Raw genomic sequence first — 19,595 nt, forward strand, 5'->3', positions numbered from 1 at the left:
TGCACGGCGTACACAGCGAGAAACGCAGTGGTAGTAGGGCGTATCTGTCAAACAGATTTGACGCTTCCTTGCTAAGGGCATTGTTCTTCCTTATGAACCTTATTCCTATAGCTTAGTTGATAGTGTCAAAGTGCTAGTCTAGTTTGTGGCTGTCTAAAAGGTCGTCTCAAAGTGCTAGTCTAGTTTGTGGCTGTCTAAAAGGTCGTAATTTTTGCAGCTGGAGAAATTCAAGTGATGCACAGCAAGGAGCCGGAGCTCCTTTAATTAAGCATTTAACCCATTGCTGGTTGCATATCTCGGTTGCGCATTTGCATATAGCTTAATGCCCACATAATAAATCCGCCAAAGAAAAGCATTGCTGAGGCGTAGCCAACTTCATTAAAGCTGGCGCCTGACGCTAGCATTGCGCCACCCACCATAGGTCCAATTGCATTGGCAGTGTTAAAAGCACATTGCACCAGCGCACCTATCATTGCATGACCTTTCGGAGAGACGTCGAGTAACATCGACTGGATTACCGCGGCCAAGCCGACACTTGCGCCCAACAAAAATACGGTAATATATAACCACCAAATATTACTCGCAGCAAACACGTACATTAGGGAAATGCCGACACTGCAAAGCAATGCAATACCTGTGGTACTGATCGGAGCATGATCAGCCAATTTACTGATCAGTAAATTACCAATTGTCGTTCCTACACCAAACATCATCATCGCAATAGAAATGGTAATTAAAGGAGTTTGTGTGACGTTTATAATGGTATCCGCTAAATAAGTATAAATGCAGAATACACCACCAAAACCAACAAAAATAATACCGGAAATTGACCACACTAACTTATTTTTCAGAACGGCAAACTCTTCGCGTAATTTGCTTGGTTCTGTCACCGGACAGCTCGGTACTAACCAATAAATTAACACCAACGTAATTAAAGCCAATACAGCAACAATCGCCATACAGACTCGCCAGCTCATCGATTGACCAATTAAGGTTGCCATAGGGACACCCACAATGGTCGCAATGGTTAGGCCGGCAAACACTTTTGCCATGTAACTTGCGCGTTTACCCTTCGGTGCCATGCTCGCGGCTATCAGCAATGCGGTACCAAAATAAGCTCCATGGGGTAGGCCAGAGAGCACTCGATAAACTATAAGCTCAGTTAGGCTCGATGCAACTGCACTCAAACCATTGCCAAGCAGAACCATAGCCACAAAAATAATCAGGGAAGTGCGACGGTTCGTTCTATTGGTTAACAACATAAATAATGGTGCTCCAATTACCACACCAATTGCATACGCACTAATCACATTTCCAGCTTGTGAAGGCGAAACATTATACGAGTCGGCGATTAACGGGAGCATCGACATCGACGAAAACTCGGTCAGCCCTAATACAAACGAGCCAAGTGCCATTATCAGAATGGGCCAAACCGTTGCATCCTGATTAGATTGTGGAGCAGACATACATTACCTTTTTAGACTTAAGTGACTAAGATCACAAAACGAAATACAAAACCCTTCCTCGTTTATCGTAAAAATAATCGAGGTACCCAGGCCAGCTTAATTATTGTAGGGATATTAGAACCAATATAAGACTGATTTTGCTAACCGCAACAGTACTTAGAATTGATGAGATTTTTATTCTTTGATGACGATATTATACGCTAAGAAATATAGGTAATTCTATGCTCTAGCCCGCTTATTTATTAGGTTTTTTATGAACTAGATAAAAGCGTAAATCCTAGTGTACGATTTATTAATTTAATTCACGCTGCGTTTACAATGACTTGTACTGTTTTAACAAATTCGCACACTGAACAAAGTCAAAACAAATTGGACGCAAACACAAAATACGAAGTTTGATTTTTGATATTCGGTTCAATTCTTAAAAGTAAAAGCTGGTTATTAAGAGAACCAATTATTAATAATGGTCTTAACCAAACAGCTTTTACCTTAAGCTCGTCTAAAGCGACAAAGTGCTAGTTAATTTAATGGCTGTCATGTAAATTGTGAGTTATAAATTTGATCTATTTAGCCCCTTTACATCGTTAATAATCGACAAACTAACTCAGTTAATTAAGTTAGAATTGCTGAAGTTAAAAAGGCTTAACTATTGATAAATCAAAAAATATTAGTGTTGCTTGGTAGCGTTATACTTATGCTTAACTAAAATTGCAGTTATTGACACGCTTTGTGTTAATAGAAGGGATATATGAAACATTACATTCGCTTGGTTTTAATTGGCATCTTTACTGTTGTTATATCAGCATATTCTCAAGCGCAAGTCATTGAGCGTTCAGAACAAGAAACGCTGATATACCTTTCCGATTTGGGTGATGACAAGCAGACGTCACCAATGGATACCATACAAACTCTTGACCCCATAATATCCCAAAGCAAACGAAGAGGTTGGCGAAAGGTTTATCTTGAAGCGATAATATTAAAAATTGAAAAACTGGTATATCTAGAGAGAGTTTCAGACGCTAAGATACTATTGAATGAAATTATTCCTGTTGCACAAGAATTTGACAATGCAGTTATTCTAGTACGCTTGGCGATAGCCGAGTTAAATGTTCTCGAAAAGCAGGGCTACTCAGAGGAACTAAACAATAAATATCGTTTTTTACTAACACAGGCGGAAGTAATTCAAAATGAGGAGCTTATTGGACGAATTTATTTAGCCGCTGGAAGAATGAAAAGTCGAGTAGGTGATTATACTGAAGCTTTGGTTTCATTGCGAAAAGCCTACAATATTGCTGAAAAATTAAATGATCTTAGTTTTCTTGATGAAGTCTCAGGTGAATTAGGGACGGCGAACGTTCGTCTGGAGAATTTTGAAGAAGGCATCGCCTATTATTTAAAATCACTTGAAATTAGTATTGAAAAAAATACGAGATTTGACCAATCAGTTATTTTGTACAACCTTGGAAAAGCCTATTTATTGAATGAGAACTTTTCTAAATCAAAAGAGATGTATGAAAAATCAATTATAATCAATAAAGAATTAAAAGATGATATCGGCCTAATGTGGTCAAAAAGAGGTCTTGCTGACCTTGCGATTAAGCAACAGAATTGGTCTGAAGCAATAGAGTTGTACAATCAAACCGGTCCCTTTTTCGCTGCAATAGACGATAAAATGTCTGAATTTTTGTCTTACAATGGACTAACCGAAGCCTACATTGCGATTGACGACTTAGTTAAAGCGCAGGAAAGTTTAGCGTCAAGTAAACGTCTTTTGAACTTTTTTCCGACCTCAGATAACACCATCAAGTATCAGCAACTACTTGCAAATTTAGAAGCGTTAAAAGGAAATTATAAAACCGCCTTCGAGCTGACAAAAGACAATATTGAAATACTTAAAAAAGATCACTTTCAAAAGAAAAAGCAAGAAGTTGAAAGACAGAGAATTCAACTTAACTCCGAATTGAAAGAAACCGAAAACCGACTTCTTACCGAGAAAAACGAACGTCAAGAATTCAAAATTGAACAACAAAACAAACAGCAAAAGCTATGGTATTTGGTGATTTTCATAATTGCCATCTCACTAATTGTTGTCACCTTTACTCTTTACAAACAAGTACAACTTAGAGATCGCTTTAAGACGATGGCGCTCAGAGATCATTTAACCCGCTGTCCAAACCGGCGCGCTATTTTAGAGTATGCCAACAGTTGTTTCAACGAGCCTGTATCTGAAGGGAAATCGCTAATCATAGCCCTAATCGATTTGGATAACTTCAAAAAATTTAATGATACATATGGCCATGATGTTGGTGATAATGTGCTAATCGCCTTTTCTAAAGCATGCAAAATGTCTATGCGTGATGATGTTAAATATGGCAAGTATGGACGTTATGGTGGTGAAGAATGGCTGATCGTTTTGCCTAATTGCACCAAACAAGTGGCTGAAAATATTTTTGCCCGTATCAAACATAATTTTTCCAGTGTAGAGATTGATGGAGTACCTAAAGAGCAGAATGTTACATTCAGTGTTGGGGTGCAACAGCTTGATAAAGGGAAACATAAAAACGTTGCAAGTATGATTTCTGCAGCCGATAACAAACTTTACACAGCAAAAGAACATGGAAAAGACAAGATCGTATTTTAATCAGTACGTCAATCGCGGTTATTAAAAAACAAAATGTGTATGGTACAGTTTAGGTGTTGATTGCAATTTGATTAAGCCGGTCAGAAACTCCAACGTCCGGTTACTTTTAGACGTCAACATTTTTAATTAACAACCTTTTTTAGTCAAGTTGTTAAATCTTCTAACAATTTTCTCCATCACGCCAGCTATCGGCACTTATATCCAGCGCTTAATCGATTGATCAAATAGGGCCCTCTTATTATGCCTGTCCAGTAATTTGTCCAGTAATTTCGTTATGCCTGTCCAGTAATTTCATCCAGTAATTTCTGTAAATTCCGTCCAGTAATTTCCTAAGAGTCTAGTTCTAGTCTAGTTTGTGGCTGTCCATGTATCACTTGTCAAATGTAAATCCGTAGATATCTCCAGCCAACTGAATGGCTAGCAACCAGTCGTTGTCAGGCTATAGAAAACCGGTTCAGCAATATTACTAGCGTCCACATTGTACAATAAACTACAGCTATCAAAGGTTGCATAGCCTTTAGGGACTAAATAAATAGTGTCGCCACTGGGTAAATCATACACTCCCCAATCGGCGGTAATAGTATCGTTAGCATTGAGCATAATTTCATAAGAACCCTGCAGTACTTTGACAACATTAGTACCCACAGGTGTAAGGTGACCCAATGTCGTGCTAACGGTTGTGTCGCCTAAAGAAACTGAGCCAAGAGCTAACTTTTGTTGGTTCGATAATACTGCTTTAGTATAGGTGAGCGTGTTAGCAGATTTTAAAGTACCTTCTAAGCTTGTCATTTGTGCCGTTACAGCATCACCTTGTAAATCAATAAATCGAGGCGCGGCTACTACTGAGAGAATCCCTAGAATGACAATGACAATAATCAGTTCAATTAGGGTAAAACCCCGTTGTATATTGTGTTGCATTAAAACGTACTCGTGTGGTTGTTATCAACCAACTTATATAAACCAAATGGTAACTGAAGTATAGAGAGTTAAATTAATGCTGTCATTTGTCCTACTGATAATTTTGGTGCCTTTTCATTAACAGTAAGTCCCACTTAATCATTAATTAACACTAAGTCCAATTATTGGGTGATTTTGCCATAAAAGTTAAATTAACTAATATTTGGTCAAAATAGCCACTCTTTAAATTTTCTCATTCTCTAAATTAGATTTAAATTTCACTAAAAACCATAAGTGATTGTTTTATATTGGTATTTAATTTTGGCATCGTCGTTGCAAAAGTCATGTCAAGTCACTTTGAAGACTTACAACAATCAACGGAAATAGGAAAATATGATGAACACACTAACTAAAGTAATCGCAACTGCAGCATTAACCCTTGCCTCAATCGGTGTCGTAAACGCTTCAAATGTTGTGGTTCCCGCCGACAATTACGTTACCAGTAATCTTTGTGCTGTTGCCACTGAAGGCAGTAAGATAAAAATGTCACAGGCCATTAAAAAATCTGGATTGAGTAAACGTTATGTGGCAACAAAAGTGACTTGCAACGATTTACAATTCATGACATTCATCGAACAATACGGTAGCAATGCGAATGACATGAATGACTTTTTGACAGGCGGAAAATACAGCAACACCACGGATATGGCAGCCGTAACTTCTCATAAATCATTATAATCGATGGTGCTAAATCGTTTAGCCACTCCCCATCGTCTACTTAATACTGAGTATGGCGATGGGTTGCCAGTTATATAATTTCATGCCTGCCAATATAAATTAAAAACAACAACCTACCTTATACCCACTGGCGATGTTGCTAGTAGCTGTTGCTTTTCAGTTTATTTTCTCTTCGCTTCGCTACACAAAATGACCCGTCGAATACAGTGTGATACACAATGATAATAAAGATTATTAGAAAGGATGATTTGTCGCTTCCCTGCTCGTGGCATGTTGAACCTCGTCGAATTCTATTTCCCTGAGTGTAACTAAACGCGAAAAATTGATACTACAGTTTGTGGCTGTCCATGAACCAGTCCATGAACCAGCTGTCCATGAACCACAGTTGTCCATGAATCAGTTAATTCTATTTTCCTAAGAGTCTAGTTTGTGGCTGTCCATGAACCACATATTGTCTAGTTTGTGGCTGTCCATGAATAATAGTGATTCTATTTTCCTAAGAGTCTAGTTTGTGGCTGTCCATGAATAATAAATATGTGGCTGTCCATGAATAATACGAATCCACGAGATCATCAAGTAACCCAAATTACCTTTTTGATATGGGGGACTCCTTAAATGACTCCGCCATTGGCACGTATTACTTGACCATTAACCCAGCCCCCATCTGTACTTGCCAGGAACGACACTACAGATGCAATATCATCTGGTGTTCCAAGTCTCCCAAGCGGACTTATTTTGGCCATACGGTCTGTCAACTCGTCCGATTTGCCGTTTAAAAACAATTCAGTTGCTGTCGGCCCCGGAGCCACGGCGTTAACCCTAATATCTTTTCCACGCATCTCTTTGGCCATAATTGCCGTTAGGGTTTCTACAGCCGATTTTGTAGCAGTATATACACCGTAATTCTCTAGTTTGAGACCCACCACACTTGTCGAAAAGTTGATCACACTTCCGCCATGATTAAGCCGGACTGAAGCCTCTCGCAGAGTATTGATCGTTCCCTTGAGATTAATATCAATTTGTCTGTCGACGTGTTGTGCATCCGCTTTGGCAAGAGGTTGAAGATCCATAATTCCAGCGTTGTTCACTAGCACCTCAACATTCCCTAATGTTGATTCCACTTGGTCGAACATGGAACTCACCGAAGCGGCATCAGATACATCAGCTTGGTGAGCAATTGCGCGGCCACCAGCCTCTGTAATTTGTGTAACTACATTTCTTGCAGCGTTTTCACTTCCTACATAATTCACCACTATGGCAAACCCATCATTTGCCAAGCGTCTAGCGATACTGGCCCCGATACCTCTTGAAGCGCCGGTTATTAAAGCTACTTTGTTAATACTTATCATAATTATTCCTCAGAAAAGATTGTTTGTTTGAGCGATTGAGAAAGTATCATTTTTCATATTCCGAATAATTAGCTAATATTCGGAATGACTATCCGAAAATTATGAATAATAATGGACAGAATCGATGCTATGCGCGTGTTTACGCGGGTCTTGGAGAGACAGAGCTTTACCAAAGCCGCCGAAGACTTGAATATTGCCCGTTCCACAGTGACCGATGTGGTGAAGAGGCTTGAAAAAAGAATTGGTGTTGTTTTACTTGAGAGGACGACGCGACAAGTCACTCCAACTATAGATGGTGAAGCATTTTATCGACGATGTTTATCGATAATCCAAGACGTTGATGATGCAGAGACCGTATTTTCAGGGGCAAAGCCCAAAGGAGGATTACGGGTCGATGTACATGGAACGTTGGCTCGCCACTTCTTAATGCCTAAACTCCCGCAATTTCTAACCGCTTACCCGGACATTGAGCTGTATATGAGTGAGGGTGACCGGTTTTCAGATGTCATTCGTGAAGGTATTGATTGTGTCATTCGGGTTGGAACGCCAAAAGTAGAAGACTTAGTGAGCAAACAAATTGTGTTATTGGAAGAGGTAACAGTGGCCTCTTCCGAATATTTGAGGCTATTTGGTACCCCAGCAAGTATAAAAGATCTCAAAACCCACAAAATCGTTGGTTTTCGGGCTACGGGAAGTAGCGTGGCAACGCCGCTGGAGTTCTGCATTGAAGGCACGATAAAAACCGTCTCTCCCAAAATATCACTGACCGTTAATGCTGCCGAATCATTAGTGGCTGCGGCGAGACTAGGCCTAGGTATTATCCAGGTTCCCCGTTATCATGTTCAATCAGATATAAAAAACGGTACATTGATTCCAATACTGGAAAATTACCCTCCCACTCCTTCCCCAGTATCTATTTTGTACCCACGCAATAGGCAGCATGCTTCGCGGGTAAAAGTATTTATTGATTGGTTGGAGACCGTGTTTTTAGACACTTAGTAATGCAGCTATTGATCTTTGAATGTTGAATCTCGTCAATTATTCGAAAACTATCAAATAAGAGTGATGACCCATTGTGGTCGGGATGGTGTTATCAATCGGGTAAGATGAATGCTGATCCCCGTTTATTGGGTAGAGCCGTAAAAAAGGGTGTAAAAAATCGGTGTTAAAAACTACATTCCCTTTATTGATAAGGGCTGTAGAGGAGGAGATGGTGGCCCGACCCTGACTTGAACAGGGGACCTGCCGATTATGAGTCGGATGCTCTAACCAACTGAGCTATCGGGCCATTTGAGGATGTTTGGAACTTGGATTTCCAAAACGGTGCGCAGTATAAGCAGTTTTTTTGGCGTTGTCATTATTTTGTATGGCTGATATCACCGTTTGCTTAATATTTGTGCGTTTTTGTTGTGGAGCGATGAAAAGGTAACGGTTAAGCTACCTTTTCTCGTGGTTTTTTGCAAAGTTAGTAGGGCAAAGGGATAGCATTGCCATTCAAAACTGCATTTCCGTCCTTGAGTGAGAACTCTAATATCAACTTATCATCCTTTTCCACTAGAAAGCCTTGTAACTTGAGTCCTTCGATCATGTTTGGTACTTGCTGTGCTGCGATAAGTTCTATTTCTTCTTGTGACATCTCGGCCGTTTGTGGGTTTAGTTGCAACTGGCTAGTCACGTAACGAGTGAATAATAAGTTTGCGACATCTTTATCTAGTTCTAGTTGCGTTTCTGAAACTGTGTGATCGATCCAGAATTTAGGGTCTGCAGTTGCATCTGGCATTGCATCAATTCCAACTAATTGATTGTTGCTGTGACCTGATATCTTTCCTTCCGGTAAATTGGCTGAAAGTTTGCTGATGTTTAGCTGTGGTTGGCTTTGTAAAAGCGGTAGCAAGTTTTGGGTTATGAAGCTCATTGATTGTTGCTGCATTTGATATTCGTCTAATCCAGATAAGGATTTTGCAAACTCTTGATATGCTTTGATGAACACTAGGCTTATACGATTTGTTTCAACATCTAATTTAATGTCGGTCACATCGTAGTCCATGGCTTTGACACTCTCAATCTTTAAGTTCTGAGCGATATTCATGAATTGTTCTTGCTCATCAATTTCTGACTCCACTGAAAACAATAGTTCTTTTAGTTTAACTGACTGTTCCGTTTCGCCAACTGCTAACAAATTCATTTTATCGATTTTCATTGCCGCATTTGATTCAAATATTTCGCCACTCATCGCTGCGAATAGTTCACCTTCGGATTCCATTGAAATTTCGAAATTTTCTATTTCGAATTTACCTTCGTCTGACGTAAACTGAAACGACTTCATATCTCCTTCATACGAAAAGCCACTACCTGATTGTTCTCCTTCCCCCTGATAACCAGAAAAAACGACTTTCTGATTTTCACTTTCTTCAATAACAGAGAATGGCACAATGCGATCTTCCATATCGATACCACCTAACAAACCCTTACCTATGGTAAGTTCGTAGAAATTGGTATCTTCTGGCCAATCAAGTTTACTTCTTAATAAATCACCGTTATAAACTAGTTCCCAATTGATCAAGCCGATATCCAATCCATCGGTAAAAATCACTGGACCATGATGAGACGTAAAGTCCAATAACACCTCTGTATCGTCATCAGCCCAAGGTATGTCTGAATTAGCCGCCATTTGAGCTAATGAAATTTTGACTTTGAGTGTGCCATTGGAGCTGAACCAACCATCTTTTAATTCTACAACTTCTACGTTGTAGCCATTAATTTTATTGATTTCAGTTATATATTGGTCAATGTTACTACTGACTTGTGTGCTGCTGTATTTAGGTAATATAAGAATTGCAGCTAAAACAATGGTGAGAACAATATAGCGTTTTTTCATTGTATGAAACGTCCTTGAAAACCGTTAAATATTCCTTAGAAACGGCTTGATTTTTAAAGTGAAGTAGAAAGATTATTCCTACTGATGTTAATTGGAATTATGACATAGTGTCCTGCTCAATTAAACTGACTGTGAGCCAACATTTGCGGCATATAATTTTTCGCTAATACGATAAATGTTTATATACTGTTAATTATCTCCTAAGCTAAATTCTCTATTTGGGCCTGTAAGAATTGCCAAATCTGCTTGAAAGTCAATTAAATAGGGGTGCAAGGTAGAAAGAACTTTGTTACATTCAAACCACAGTTACAGATTTAAAATTATACAAATGGCAATTCGCCATTGCGGAGACGTTTATGACTGAAAAACCTTTCTTAGTGAGTGGTAGAAACACCATAATTCACAAAATAAGAAAATTGGATTTACTTATTCTTAATGGTGAAGAAAATCCGCCAGTGTTAGTAACACACAAAGCCTTGAAGCAATTTACCGGTAAGGTACCGGAAAATAAACGTGAAGCTAAGTTGCAAGATATCGAATTAGTGGATGTGACTGTGACGGATGTGTTTGGTGATGAAAAAACATTAATTTTTGTGCAAACTCTGAATGGTAAAGAGTATAAAATTGATTACAGCAAAGTCGACTCTCCTCTATTTATCAAGATTCATCAAGACAACGCGTTTTAGCCTATCTGATGAGGCGGCTTTAACTGGCCGCTTTGCTATTTACTAAAAAACATTTACTAGCTTCTCGTTTTTATCTCCTCAACGTTATTTTTCTATATTGAATTCATTGATGTTTAATTTGCTCTGAACAGCGGTTTTTTTTCGTTGCTCCATTTTAAATACAAACCCCTATATGTAACAAAGCGTGTTCAATTCAGGTTAATTGACTGTTTTCCACGACAGTCCATCGCACTTTTTTAACGGCTTATCTCTTAGTCTCATGTATCTGTAACTCGGCGATATTTTCTGTGCGCATTGGCTTTTTCCTCTTACGGTTAATATCAAGTCTGCTTTGTTCTGGAAATAAAAGGTAGCTGGTACTAAGGCGGATAAAAGCCCAAATGAAATTCATTTAGGCACAAATCAAAGTTAAACAATGGTGGAACTGAAATGAAATTTTTGAATAACGTGAAAAATAAAAGATTATTGTTTTTAGCGGTTATGTTGGGTGCATTTGCCACGAATAGTGCGTTAGCCGCTTCTCCCTTAACATCATCTCAAGAGGCTTCCCTTATTAAGGTTTGCAAGGCTTTAAAGAGTGATAATCCCAGACAACTTCAAAAAGCCATAAAGTCGGGCAATTTAAATTACAAAACCATAGCCAAAGGGTTGGTGTGCAATGGCAAATCAGCCTTTGAGTTTGCAGCAATGCATGAAGCTCATGAAACTGCTGGATTTTTAGCCCGCAAGGTTAATCTCAATTACGACAATATGTTGGCAAAAAGGTAGGTATTGCTATGGGTTTAGAAGAAATGTTGGCATCCATGGATTGAAGCCCATGCTACAGGAGGTTTGGTGAATCTATGGACTTCCATGGGCTAAAGCCCATGCTACAGGAGCTGTGGTGAATCTAGTGTGTTCCATGGGCTAAAGCCCATACTACAGAAGGTGTGGTGGATTTATGGCCTTCCATGGGCTAAAGCCCATGCTACAAGAGGTGTGGTGAATCTATGGCCTTCCATGGGCTAAAGCCCATACTTCAGGAGGTGTGCTGAATCTAGGGTGTTCCATGGCTAAAGCCCATGCTACAGGAGGTTTGGTGAATCTATGGTGTTCCATGGGCTAAAGCCCGTGCTACAGGAGGTGTGGTGAATTTATGGTGTTCTATGGGCTAAAGCCCATGCTACAGGAGGTGTGGTGATGTAAAAGCCATAAACCTAAAACGTTAACGACAGCAAAGGAGGTGTTTAACCCAGAATAGTGTGATTTCGTCACAATTCGCTGTAAATCAACGGATTGTAAGAATAGATTTAAGTATCGGCGTAGTGAACCGATGAATACATGCTTTTGAAACCCATTTTTTAAAACATGTATTAATTCCTGGATTATATTGAGGCTGATGTTGCAAAACACAGCCTCTTTTTTTGCGCCTTGGTTATCTGAAACTGCCAAATAATTTCTTCCTGTTTGCCAACTTTGTGTTTATTTAACCGGCTATCTGCACAGGTGATTGATTTGCCATAAGTTTGAGTAAGTAAGCAAAAATGAAAAATACGCGAACCTCAGCTTAATCCATACCCTACATCAAATTAAACACGGCTTTTAATTGGTGTTATTTTCAAACACTGCTATTTATTAACATACAGCAACTGACAAGCGAATGAATTTTCTAGCTTTTGTTGAAAATTTTTACCATTAAGTTGTGACGTAATTTTATCCAAGGTCTTATCGTTTTAAATAGTGAATATTTATTAATATGTTTTCAGTGTTGATATGTGATGATTCTATGGTCGCGCGCAAACAAGTCGCTAAATGTCTTCCCCGAGACTGGGAAGTTGCGATTCATTTTGCTAAACACGGTAAAGAAGCAATTGCTGCGATAGAAGAAGGAAAAGGGCAGTTAATGTTTCTTGATCTCAATATGCCAATAATGGACGGTTATGAAACGCTGAAAATGCTGCAAAAAAATCAACTGAACTCACAAGTTATCGTCATCTCTGGAGATGTGCAGCCCACAGCCCATGAAAGAGTCAAGGCTTTGGGAGCCATCGAGTTTATCGAGAAACCGGTCAATCCTGAACAAATTCATGCAGTGTTGGTTAAACACCAATTCATTGCTAAAGAACAAATAGAAGCGCAAATTCTTGTCTCTTCTTTGCCCTCAGAAATACGTGATTGTTACCAAGAAATAACCAATATTGCCATGGGGCAGGCAGGCGATCACTTAGCCCGTATGTTAAACGTGTTCGTCAAACTACCGATTCCTAATGTAAACCTAATTGAAGTGTCTGAACTGCATATGATGCTGCAAGACATTGAAGATAAAGACTCTGTTTCTGGCATATGTCAGGGCTTTTTAGGGGCAGGGGTGTCGGGGGAAGCTCTGTTTATTCTGAGCGATTCTAGTTTTGGTGATGTGGCTAAAATAATGAATGTTACGGAGGAAATCGATGACCAAGTACAACTCGAATTACTCATGGATGCCGCCAACATTTTAATTGGTACTTGTTTAAGGGGCTTGGCCAGTCAACTTGATTTAAATTTTAGTCAAGGGCATCCCATTGTGTTGGGCCAAAACAGAAGCGTTTCCGAACTTATTTCACACAATAAAGCTAAATGGCGCAGAACTTTAGCCATTGAGCTCAGTTATGGTTTAGAAGGATACAACGTGCAGTGTGATTTAGTGTTGTTGTTTACCGAAGAATCGATGCAGGTGATGAACTATAAGCTTTCACACCTACTGGAGGATTAGCCATGGCTGAAAACCTTGATATGGCAGAATTCCATTGGATGATGGACATGGTACAAAATGTTGATGTGGGAATAGTAGTGCTGAATCAAGATTTTGTGGTTAAAGTGTGGAATGGATTCATGGAAAGTCACAGTGGTTTGTTACCGAGTCAGGTGCAGAACAAAAGCTTGTTTGAATTATTCCCCGATATTCACCGGCAATGGTTTCGCCGCAAAACTCGCCCGGTATTTGAGCTAGGCACACGGGCATTCATGACCTGGGAACAACGCCCTTTCTTATTTCGATTTCCTAATTACCGTCCTATTACTGGTAGTGAAGATTTTATGTATCAAAACATCACTATATCCCCTCTAGCTATGGCAACAGGCGAGGTAAATACCATTTGCATGATGATTTACGATGTTACTGATGTGGCTGAAAATAAAAAATGGCTGGAGTCAGAGCAAGTCAAATTGAGTGCATTGGAAGAAAATCTAAGAAATCGCTAACGCTAGATTCGCCCCTTATTTTACCCATGATTAAGATCAGAACCTTTGTTTGGTATATTAATTGCTAAACTTAAATCAATGACGCACTGACGTATCTATTTACTAATCGATAAAAATTGATTGATCAATTATGGGGTTATTTTTGAATTACTTACTATTTCTTCGGCAATACAAGGTAGTAGCAGTTATCGCTATGGTTTTACTGCTCGCCAGCTGCTCAGGAAGCTCCTTAGATAGCGACACTAATCAACCAACCCCTGATGTATTGGTAAATGCAGGTACCAATAAAAGTGTTAATGAGCAAAGTACCGTAGTGCTTAATGCCACCGCCCAAGGTACAACAGATACGCTAACCTACAGCTGGAGCGCATCGCCGGCTTTAACCATCACCCATGAAGATGCTAACTCACCCGCAGCAACTTTTATTGCTCCTAGCGCCACAGAAATATTAACTTATGTACTCACTTTGGTGGTAACCGACGAAAATGGAAATCAGGGCTCAGATACCGTTGAATATCAAATAAACCCAGTTAATGAAACGCCCAGTGCACTTATCGAAGTTATTAATTCGGATACCAATGGTAGTTATCCTGCAGGCATAGAAATTACCTTAGATGGTAGTGCTAGCAGCGATGTCGATCCAGCGGACAGCCTCGACCCAATAGCGGCATGGCGCTGGCAACAAACTGCCGGAACCGATGTGCTAGATAACGTGAGTTTAGATGGTGATAGCATCGCGTTTGTTACGCCGATTTTGGATGATGCAAATGCTTTAAGCTTCGAATTAACGGTTACTGATCAAGAAGGCGCGCAAGATACAGCCTCGATTACGCTGCAGGTACTAAGTGCTAGTCAAACTCAGCCTCTAGTCGACGCTGGTGTTGATCATCAAGTCTTTTCTGGCGAAATCATACTGCTCACTGGTGAAGCCAGCACTAGCATCCCCGCTGGTCTTCCGTTGCTGTTCGATTGGTTAAATGATTCAGAATTAGTGCCTGTGATTAATAATCGTAGTGCAGAAAAAACTTATGCTATCGCGCCTTTAGTGACCCAAACTGAGCTTGTTACTTTTACGCTCATGGTAACGGATGCATACGGCAATGAAGTGGAAGACAGCATTAATGTGCGGATTAAGCCTCTGCCGATTAGCAATATGAATGACACAGGCGTTACCTTACAAGCCTCTTTGACACAAAATGGCACACAACATCAGTCGGCGTTCCCAGGCCAAGATGGTCAACGAGGGCAAGACATCATTAGCGAAAATGGCTTGTTAGAAAAAGCCGGGCGTGGAGAGCAAGGATTCGACTTTACCAAACTAGACGCCATTGGTGATGAACAAGATGATACTAGCCAAGATTGGAGCTGTGTGCGAGACAATACTACTGGTCTGGTGTGGGAAGTGAAAACCGATGATAGTGAATTGCATGGCGCCGAACATTCGTTCAGTTGGTATCAAGAAGATTTAAACGGTGGTTACGAAGGTACGCAGGGCAGCTTAAGTTTAACCTGCGATAATGATCAATGTGATACCGAGTCATTCGTAGCAGCGGTCAACCAAGCCGGACTTTGCAATTTTTATGATTGGCGATTACCCACCCATAATGAACTACTTTCGTTGGTTCACTACGGTAATGTTACGGGGACCAAAATAGATTTAAATTACTTTCCTTATACCGACGATTTTGTGACATCTCCGCTTTGGTATTGGACCAGTCAACCCAGTGCTGATGGCGTATCTGACGATGCTTCACAAACCGCTTGGGCCATTGATTTTTCCACTGGCAATGATAACTTTTTAAACAAATCAACCTTAGGCAAAGTACGCTTAGTTCGAGGAGGACGTTAATATGAAATTAACTCTGGTTGCCTGTGTCATGTCGTTACTCAGTGGTGTCGTTTCTGCACAAACTTGTTTGTCTGATTCGCCTACTACGGCGTCTGAAACCCAATTTATTGATAACGGCGACGGCACTGTTACCGACACCGATCATGATTTAATGTGGATGCAATGCAGTTTAGGGCAAACCTGGGAAAACGGCAGTTGCACAGGGGATGCTGATGCATTGACTTGGCAACAGGCCCTGCAGCAAGCCCATGGCTACGAATTTGCAAGTTTAGACGGATGGCGATTACCTAACGTAAAAGAGCTGTCTAGCCTCACTGAAAGACAGTGCGTAAGACCTGCGATTAATGAAACACGCTTTCCTAATACCCCTTCAGATGATTATTGGAGTTCAACGCCGTCGTTGTCTGATTCGCAAAGAGCTTGGGTTGTCGCGTTTTTCAATAGTAGTAACTCAATCAAACAAAAAGACCTATTTGTGTTTGTAAGATTAGTGCGTACTGCCGATTAACTTGTATTTTATCCGGCTTGTCTATTCACTACTTTTTTTCCTACCAGATTCAGTCCACAATAAACGCTGAGTCATTATTGGTATGTATGAATGCGAGCTTTGCTATTAATAATATGTTTGGTTTATCCGCTGACTAGCTTTGCGGATCTCAAATGTGACATTGATCTAAAATACGGTGTGGTGGTGAACGATCGCCAGATCCGTGTTGTGGATGATAACAGCCGTACGATTTATCAAATCAATGATACCAATCAATTGATTGTGTTTGGTGATGTTATTCAACTTGCGCCAAAACAATTAGCTGATCTGCAAGACTTCTCCACTGGAATACATTATGTGGTGCCAAAAATGATTATTTTGGCCACCGAAGGTGTGCAACTTGCTGTTGAAACGGTAGAGCACGTCTATCAGGGGTTGGTTGGCACCGATAATACAAATTACGAAAAAGTCCAATCTTCACTGCAGCGTGTGCAAGATCGCATTAAAGAAAAATTCATTCAAGCTAATGAAAACTTTTATATCGGCCCTGGGCGCTTAGAAAACGTCAATGATTTAGTTGATCAAGAAATAGAAGAGCAGTTGGAAAAGGCCTTCAACACCTCTTTAGGCGGCGTGTTGTCTGCTATTGGTGGCCTAAGTGATGGTGGCACCGAAGAAACCGAGCAAAAAGTAGATGATTTGTCACAGCGCATTGAAGCAATGGGACAGGAATTGGAAAGGCAAGTGGGCTCTAAAGCACAATATTTACGCAAGAAAGCCCACTGGTTTTGTAAAAAAATGAATCACTTAGATCAAATCGAAGAAAACTTACGGGAAAATATTCCGGAGCTGAAAGACATCAATGTCATCATTACTTCAAAAACCAAGATGACAGACTAAAAATCTAGTCAAATCACACCAGCGTTTCGAGCAAGGTGTTCAAGTAGCGTTTGCCCAGAGATGTTAATTGCCATGCATTTGGCGTCTCTGATAACAGCCCTTTTTGTACCGCTAACGCCAAGTTTTGTCGCAAGGGTTTAGTCAGAGTTTGCCCGGTGAGCATTTCGTAATCCTGTTTCGGACAAGCCTCTAGTAAACGTAAACGATTCATAAAAAACTCAAATGGCACATCTTCAGGTGTGACTTGCCAAGTTTTAAATCGATAATCTTTACTTAAATCCATATAACCCCGAGGATGCTTAACTTTTTCTGTGCGGGTTATTAAACCGCTTTTGGGGTCGCTAATTTTACTATGAGCGCCACAGCCTATCCCTAAATAATCTCCAAAGCGCCAATAGTTTAAATTATGTCGACATTGCTGGTCCGGTAGACTGTAGGCACTGATTTCATACTGTTTATATCCCGCGGCATCAAGCAAAGCCTGGCCCTGCTCTTGGATATCCCAAAGGATATCGTCATCCGGCAAAGTCGGTGGTTTGGAATGAAATTGGGTATTAGGTTCTATGGTAAGTTGATACCAAGACAGGTGCGGTGGCCTTTGCTCAATGGCAATCTTCAAATCACTCAACGCATCATCAATAGATTGATTTGGTAATCCGTGCATTAAGTCTAAATTGAAACTATTCAGGCCTGCGTTTCTAGCAAATTGCGCGGCATTTAGGGCTTGTGAATCATCGTGAATACGGCCCAAAGCGATGAGCTTTTCAGGCTGAAAACTTTGCACGCCAATGGAAATTCGATTAACCCCCGCTTGGCTAAAATCGTTGAACTTTTGACTTTCTACTGTGCCTGGGTTTGCCTCTAACGTTATTTCTGCATCTGCGGCTAAATTAACCCGCTGTGACACCCCCACCAATAGCGTACTCAGTGCTTCAGCACTTAGTAAACTGGGTGTTCCGCCACCGATGAAAATAGTGTTAACGGTGCGCCCTTTGACTTGTTGAGCATCGAATTCAAGATCGGCTAACAGATGTTGGACATACTCTTTTTCCGGTATGGCTTGTTTCATGCCATGGGAATTAAAATCGCAGTATGGGCACTTTTGAACACACCAAGGAATGTGAATGTAAAGGGATAGCGGTGGGGCGATCAATCCACTAATCCAATTTTGTCGGATAAGCTTGCCAATAGTTTGCCCATGGCTTTACCACGGTGACTAAGACGGTTTTTCACTTCCGCTGGCAGCTGGGCTGCGGTCTGGTTTTGTGAGGACACCCAAAAGACTGGATCATAGCCAAATCCTTTCTCGCCCCGACGCACTTGGCTGATGTGTCCATGCCATTCGCCTTGGCAAATAATAGGCGTAGGATCTTCGGCCGATTGCATAAATACAATGACGCATAAAAAGCGCGCGCAACGATTTTCATCTGCGACGTCTTCTAACTCAGTTAACAATTTATCGACGTTTTGTTGGTCCGTGGCATCGGCTGCTGCGTATCGTGACGAATAGACGCCAGGAGCGCCCCCAAGAGCGTCTACTGCTAAGCCTGAGTCATCGGCTATCGCAGGCAGGCCAGTCAGCTTTGCGGCATGGCGAGCTTTGATGATGGCGTTCTCCACAAAGGTGGTGCCAGTTTCCTCTGCCTCGGGCAGATCAAATTCACTTTGCGGCACAACTTCATAAGGAAAGTTTGCTAACAATCGTTCAAACTCTCTGACTTTACCTTTATTGCCTGTTGCCAGCACAATTTTTTGTTTTTGATTAGACATGCTTATTACTCGTATTATTCGTAGGCGAGGGGATCGGTTGCATTATTGTCTGCAAAAGCTTCAAGACGCTCCTGACAGGCACCACATTTCCCACAGGCTTTTTCACGACCGTTATAACAGGTCCAGGTTTTATTGTAATCCAAGCCCATTTTTAAACCATCAGTGAGAATTGCCGTTTTGCTTACATCCAGATATGGACAAGCAATTTCAACCTTTTCGTAGTTAGCAATAGCGCACACATCATTCATCTTATGCACAAATTCAGGTCGACAATCAGGATAGATGGCATGGTCACCAGAGTGAGCGCCATAAAAAACTTTATTTGCGTGCAATGAAACAGCGTAACCAACGGCCATCGACAACAAAATCATATTGCGATTAGGCACAACAGTGGTCTTCATACTTTCCTGTTCGTAATGGCCTTCAGGCACATCAATGTCAGAGGTTAATGAAGAACCGCCGATAAGTTCGTTGATAGCGGATATATCGATGATTTTATGCGCTATATTTAGCTCGTTACATACATTTGCTGCATAAGTCAGTTCTTTGTTGTGGCGTTGGCCATAGTCAAAAGACAATGCATAGACTTCATATCCTTCCCGCAATACTTTGTTAAGTACAGTGAATGAGTCCATTCCACCTGAAAAAATTACCACTACCTTTTGTGACATTTGCCTTGCTTCTCTATAATCTGTTGTTTTAATGCAGTTACAAA

General features: G+C 40.6%; 17 protein-coding genes and 1 tRNA gene. 10 read left to right on the plus strand and 8 right to left on the minus strand.

What is annotated here, in order from left to right; genetic code table 11:
• Positions 1-272: 272 nt before the first annotated feature.
• Positions 273-1,466 carry an MFS transporter gene (locus ABWV72_RS20565; protein ID WP_216047957.1) on the minus strand — a complete coding sequence of 398 codons (1,194 nt, stop codon included), beginning with the start codon at positions 1,464-1,466 and terminating at the stop codon, positions 273-275.
• A 748-nt stretch (positions 1,467-2,214) separates the two neighbouring features.
• Between ABWV72_RS20565 and ABWV72_RS20570 the strand changes: the two genes are divergently transcribed.
• Positions 2,215-4,107, plus strand: a complete 1,893-nt coding sequence (locus ABWV72_RS20570) for a tetratricopeptide repeat-containing diguanylate cyclase (RefSeq protein ID WP_353372811.1) — start codon at positions 2,215-2,217, stop codon at positions 4,105-4,107.
• A gap of 417 nt (positions 4,108-4,524) precedes the next feature.
• Here the strand turns inward: ABWV72_RS20570 and ABWV72_RS20575 are convergent, their stop codons facing one another.
• Positions 4,525-5,025 (minus strand): prepilin-type N-terminal cleavage/methylation domain-containing protein, encoded by a 501-nt coding sequence (locus ABWV72_RS20575; RefSeq protein ID WP_353372813.1) that lies wholly within the window; start codon positions 5,023-5,025, stop codon positions 4,525-4,527.
• 372 nt (positions 5,026-5,397) lie between these two features.
• Between ABWV72_RS20575 and ABWV72_RS20580 the strand changes: the two genes are divergently transcribed.
• Positions 5,398-5,742 carry a DUF3718 domain-containing protein gene (locus ABWV72_RS20580; RefSeq protein ID WP_353372815.1) on the plus strand — a complete coding sequence of 115 codons (345 nt, stop codon included), beginning with the start codon at positions 5,398-5,400 and terminating at the stop codon, positions 5,740-5,742.
• Positions 5,743-6,353: 611 nt separating this feature from the next.
• Here ABWV72_RS20580 and ABWV72_RS20585 read toward each other — a convergent pair.
• Positions 6,354-7,091, minus strand: a complete 738-nt coding sequence (locus tag ABWV72_RS20585) for an SDR family oxidoreductase (RefSeq protein WP_342804861.1) — start codon at positions 7,089-7,091, stop codon at positions 6,354-6,356.
• A gap of 111 nt (positions 7,092-7,202) precedes the next feature.
• Here ABWV72_RS20585 and ABWV72_RS20590 point away from each other — a divergent pair, with 111 nt between their 5' ends.
• Positions 7,203-8,090: a LysR family transcriptional regulator gene (locus tag ABWV72_RS20590; RefSeq protein ID WP_353372817.1), complete on the plus strand. Its 888-nt coding sequence runs from the start codon at positions 7,203-7,205 to the stop codon at positions 8,088-8,090.
• 212 nt (positions 8,091-8,302) lie between these two features.
• Here ABWV72_RS20590 and ABWV72_RS20595 read toward each other — a convergent pair.
• Both ABWV72_RS20595 and ABWV72_RS20600 read right to left on the minus strand, forming a co-directional pair.
• Positions 8,303-8,379, minus strand: a tRNA-Ile gene (locus ABWV72_RS20595).
• A gap of 177 nt (positions 8,380-8,556) precedes the next feature.
• Positions 8,557-9,969, minus strand: a complete 1,413-nt coding sequence (locus ABWV72_RS20600) for a YdgA family protein (RefSeq protein WP_353372819.1) — start codon at positions 9,967-9,969, stop codon at positions 8,557-8,559.
• A gap of 356 nt (positions 9,970-10,325) precedes the next feature.
• Between ABWV72_RS20600 and ABWV72_RS20605 the strand changes: the two genes are divergently transcribed.
• The 7 genes from ABWV72_RS20605 to ABWV72_RS20635 all read left to right on the plus strand — a co-directional run bounded on the left by ABWV72_RS20605 (position 10,326) and on the right by ABWV72_RS20635 (position 17,110).
• Positions 10,326-10,655: a hypothetical protein gene (locus ABWV72_RS20605; RefSeq protein ID WP_216048011.1), complete on the plus strand. Its 330-nt coding sequence runs from the start codon at positions 10,326-10,328 to the stop codon at positions 10,653-10,655.
• Positions 10,656-11,084: 429 nt separating this feature from the next.
• On the plus strand, positions 11,085-11,423 hold the full coding sequence (locus ABWV72_RS20610; RefSeq protein ID WP_353372821.1) for a DUF3718 domain-containing protein: 339 nt from the start codon (positions 11,085-11,087) through the stop codon (positions 11,421-11,423).
• A 967-nt stretch (positions 11,424-12,390) separates the two neighbouring features.
• On the plus strand, positions 12,391-13,386 hold the full coding sequence (locus ABWV72_RS20615) for a response regulator (protein ID WP_353372823.1): 996 nt from the start codon (positions 12,391-12,393) through the stop codon (positions 13,384-13,386).
• A gap of 2 nt (positions 13,387-13,388) precedes the next feature.
• A complete protein-coding gene (locus ABWV72_RS20620; protein ID WP_353372825.1) occupies positions 13,389-13,874 on the plus strand; it encodes a PAS domain-containing protein in 486 nt (161 codons plus the stop codon).
• A 142-nt stretch (positions 13,875-14,016) separates the two neighbouring features.
• Positions 14,017-15,723 carry an Lcl C-terminal domain-containing protein gene (locus tag ABWV72_RS20625; protein ID WP_353372827.1) on the plus strand — a complete coding sequence of 569 codons (1,707 nt, stop codon included), beginning with the start codon at positions 14,017-14,019 and terminating at the stop codon, positions 15,721-15,723.
• A 1-nt stretch (position 15,724) separates the two neighbouring features.
• The gene (locus ABWV72_RS20630) at positions 15,725-16,231 is read left to right on the plus strand and encodes an Lcl C-terminal domain-containing protein (RefSeq protein WP_353372829.1); all 507 of its coding nucleotides are present in this window, start codon (positions 15,725-15,727) and stop codon (positions 16,229-16,231) included.
• Between the two features lie 90 nt (positions 16,232-16,321).
• On the plus strand, positions 16,322-17,110 hold the full coding sequence (locus tag ABWV72_RS20635; protein ID WP_216048016.1) for a DUF2884 family protein: 789 nt from the start codon (positions 16,322-16,324) through the stop codon (positions 17,108-17,110).
• Between the two features lie 13 nt (positions 17,111-17,123).
• On the opposite strand, the gene hemW is transcribed toward ABWV72_RS20635, so the two are convergent.
• The 3 genes from hemW to queC are packed head-to-tail and all read right to left on the minus strand — an operon-like array spanning position 17,124 to position 19,551.
• Positions 17,124-18,263, minus strand: coding sequence for a radical SAM family heme chaperone HemW (gene hemW, locus ABWV72_RS20640; protein WP_342804857.1), 1,140 nt, complete (start codon positions 18,261-18,263; stop codon positions 17,124-17,126).
• Positions 18,260-18,880, minus strand: coding sequence for an XTP/dITP diphosphatase (locus ABWV72_RS20645; protein ID WP_353372832.1), 621 nt, complete (start codon positions 18,878-18,880; stop codon positions 18,260-18,262). Before ABWV72_RS20645 ends, hemW begins: the two co-directional genes overlap by 4 nt.
• A gap of 14 nt (positions 18,881-18,894) precedes the next feature.
• Entirely contained in the window at positions 18,895-19,551 is a 657-nt protein-coding gene (queC, locus tag ABWV72_RS20650) for a 7-cyano-7-deazaguanine synthase QueC (protein WP_353372834.1), read from the minus strand.
• Between the last annotated feature and the right edge of the window lie 44 nt (positions 19,552-19,595).

The sequence above is a fragment of the Aliiglaciecola sp. NS0011-25 genome (assembly GCF_040370605.1).
GTDB lineage: Bacteria > Pseudomonadota > Gammaproteobacteria > Enterobacterales > Alteromonadaceae > Aliiglaciecola > Aliiglaciecola lipolytica_A.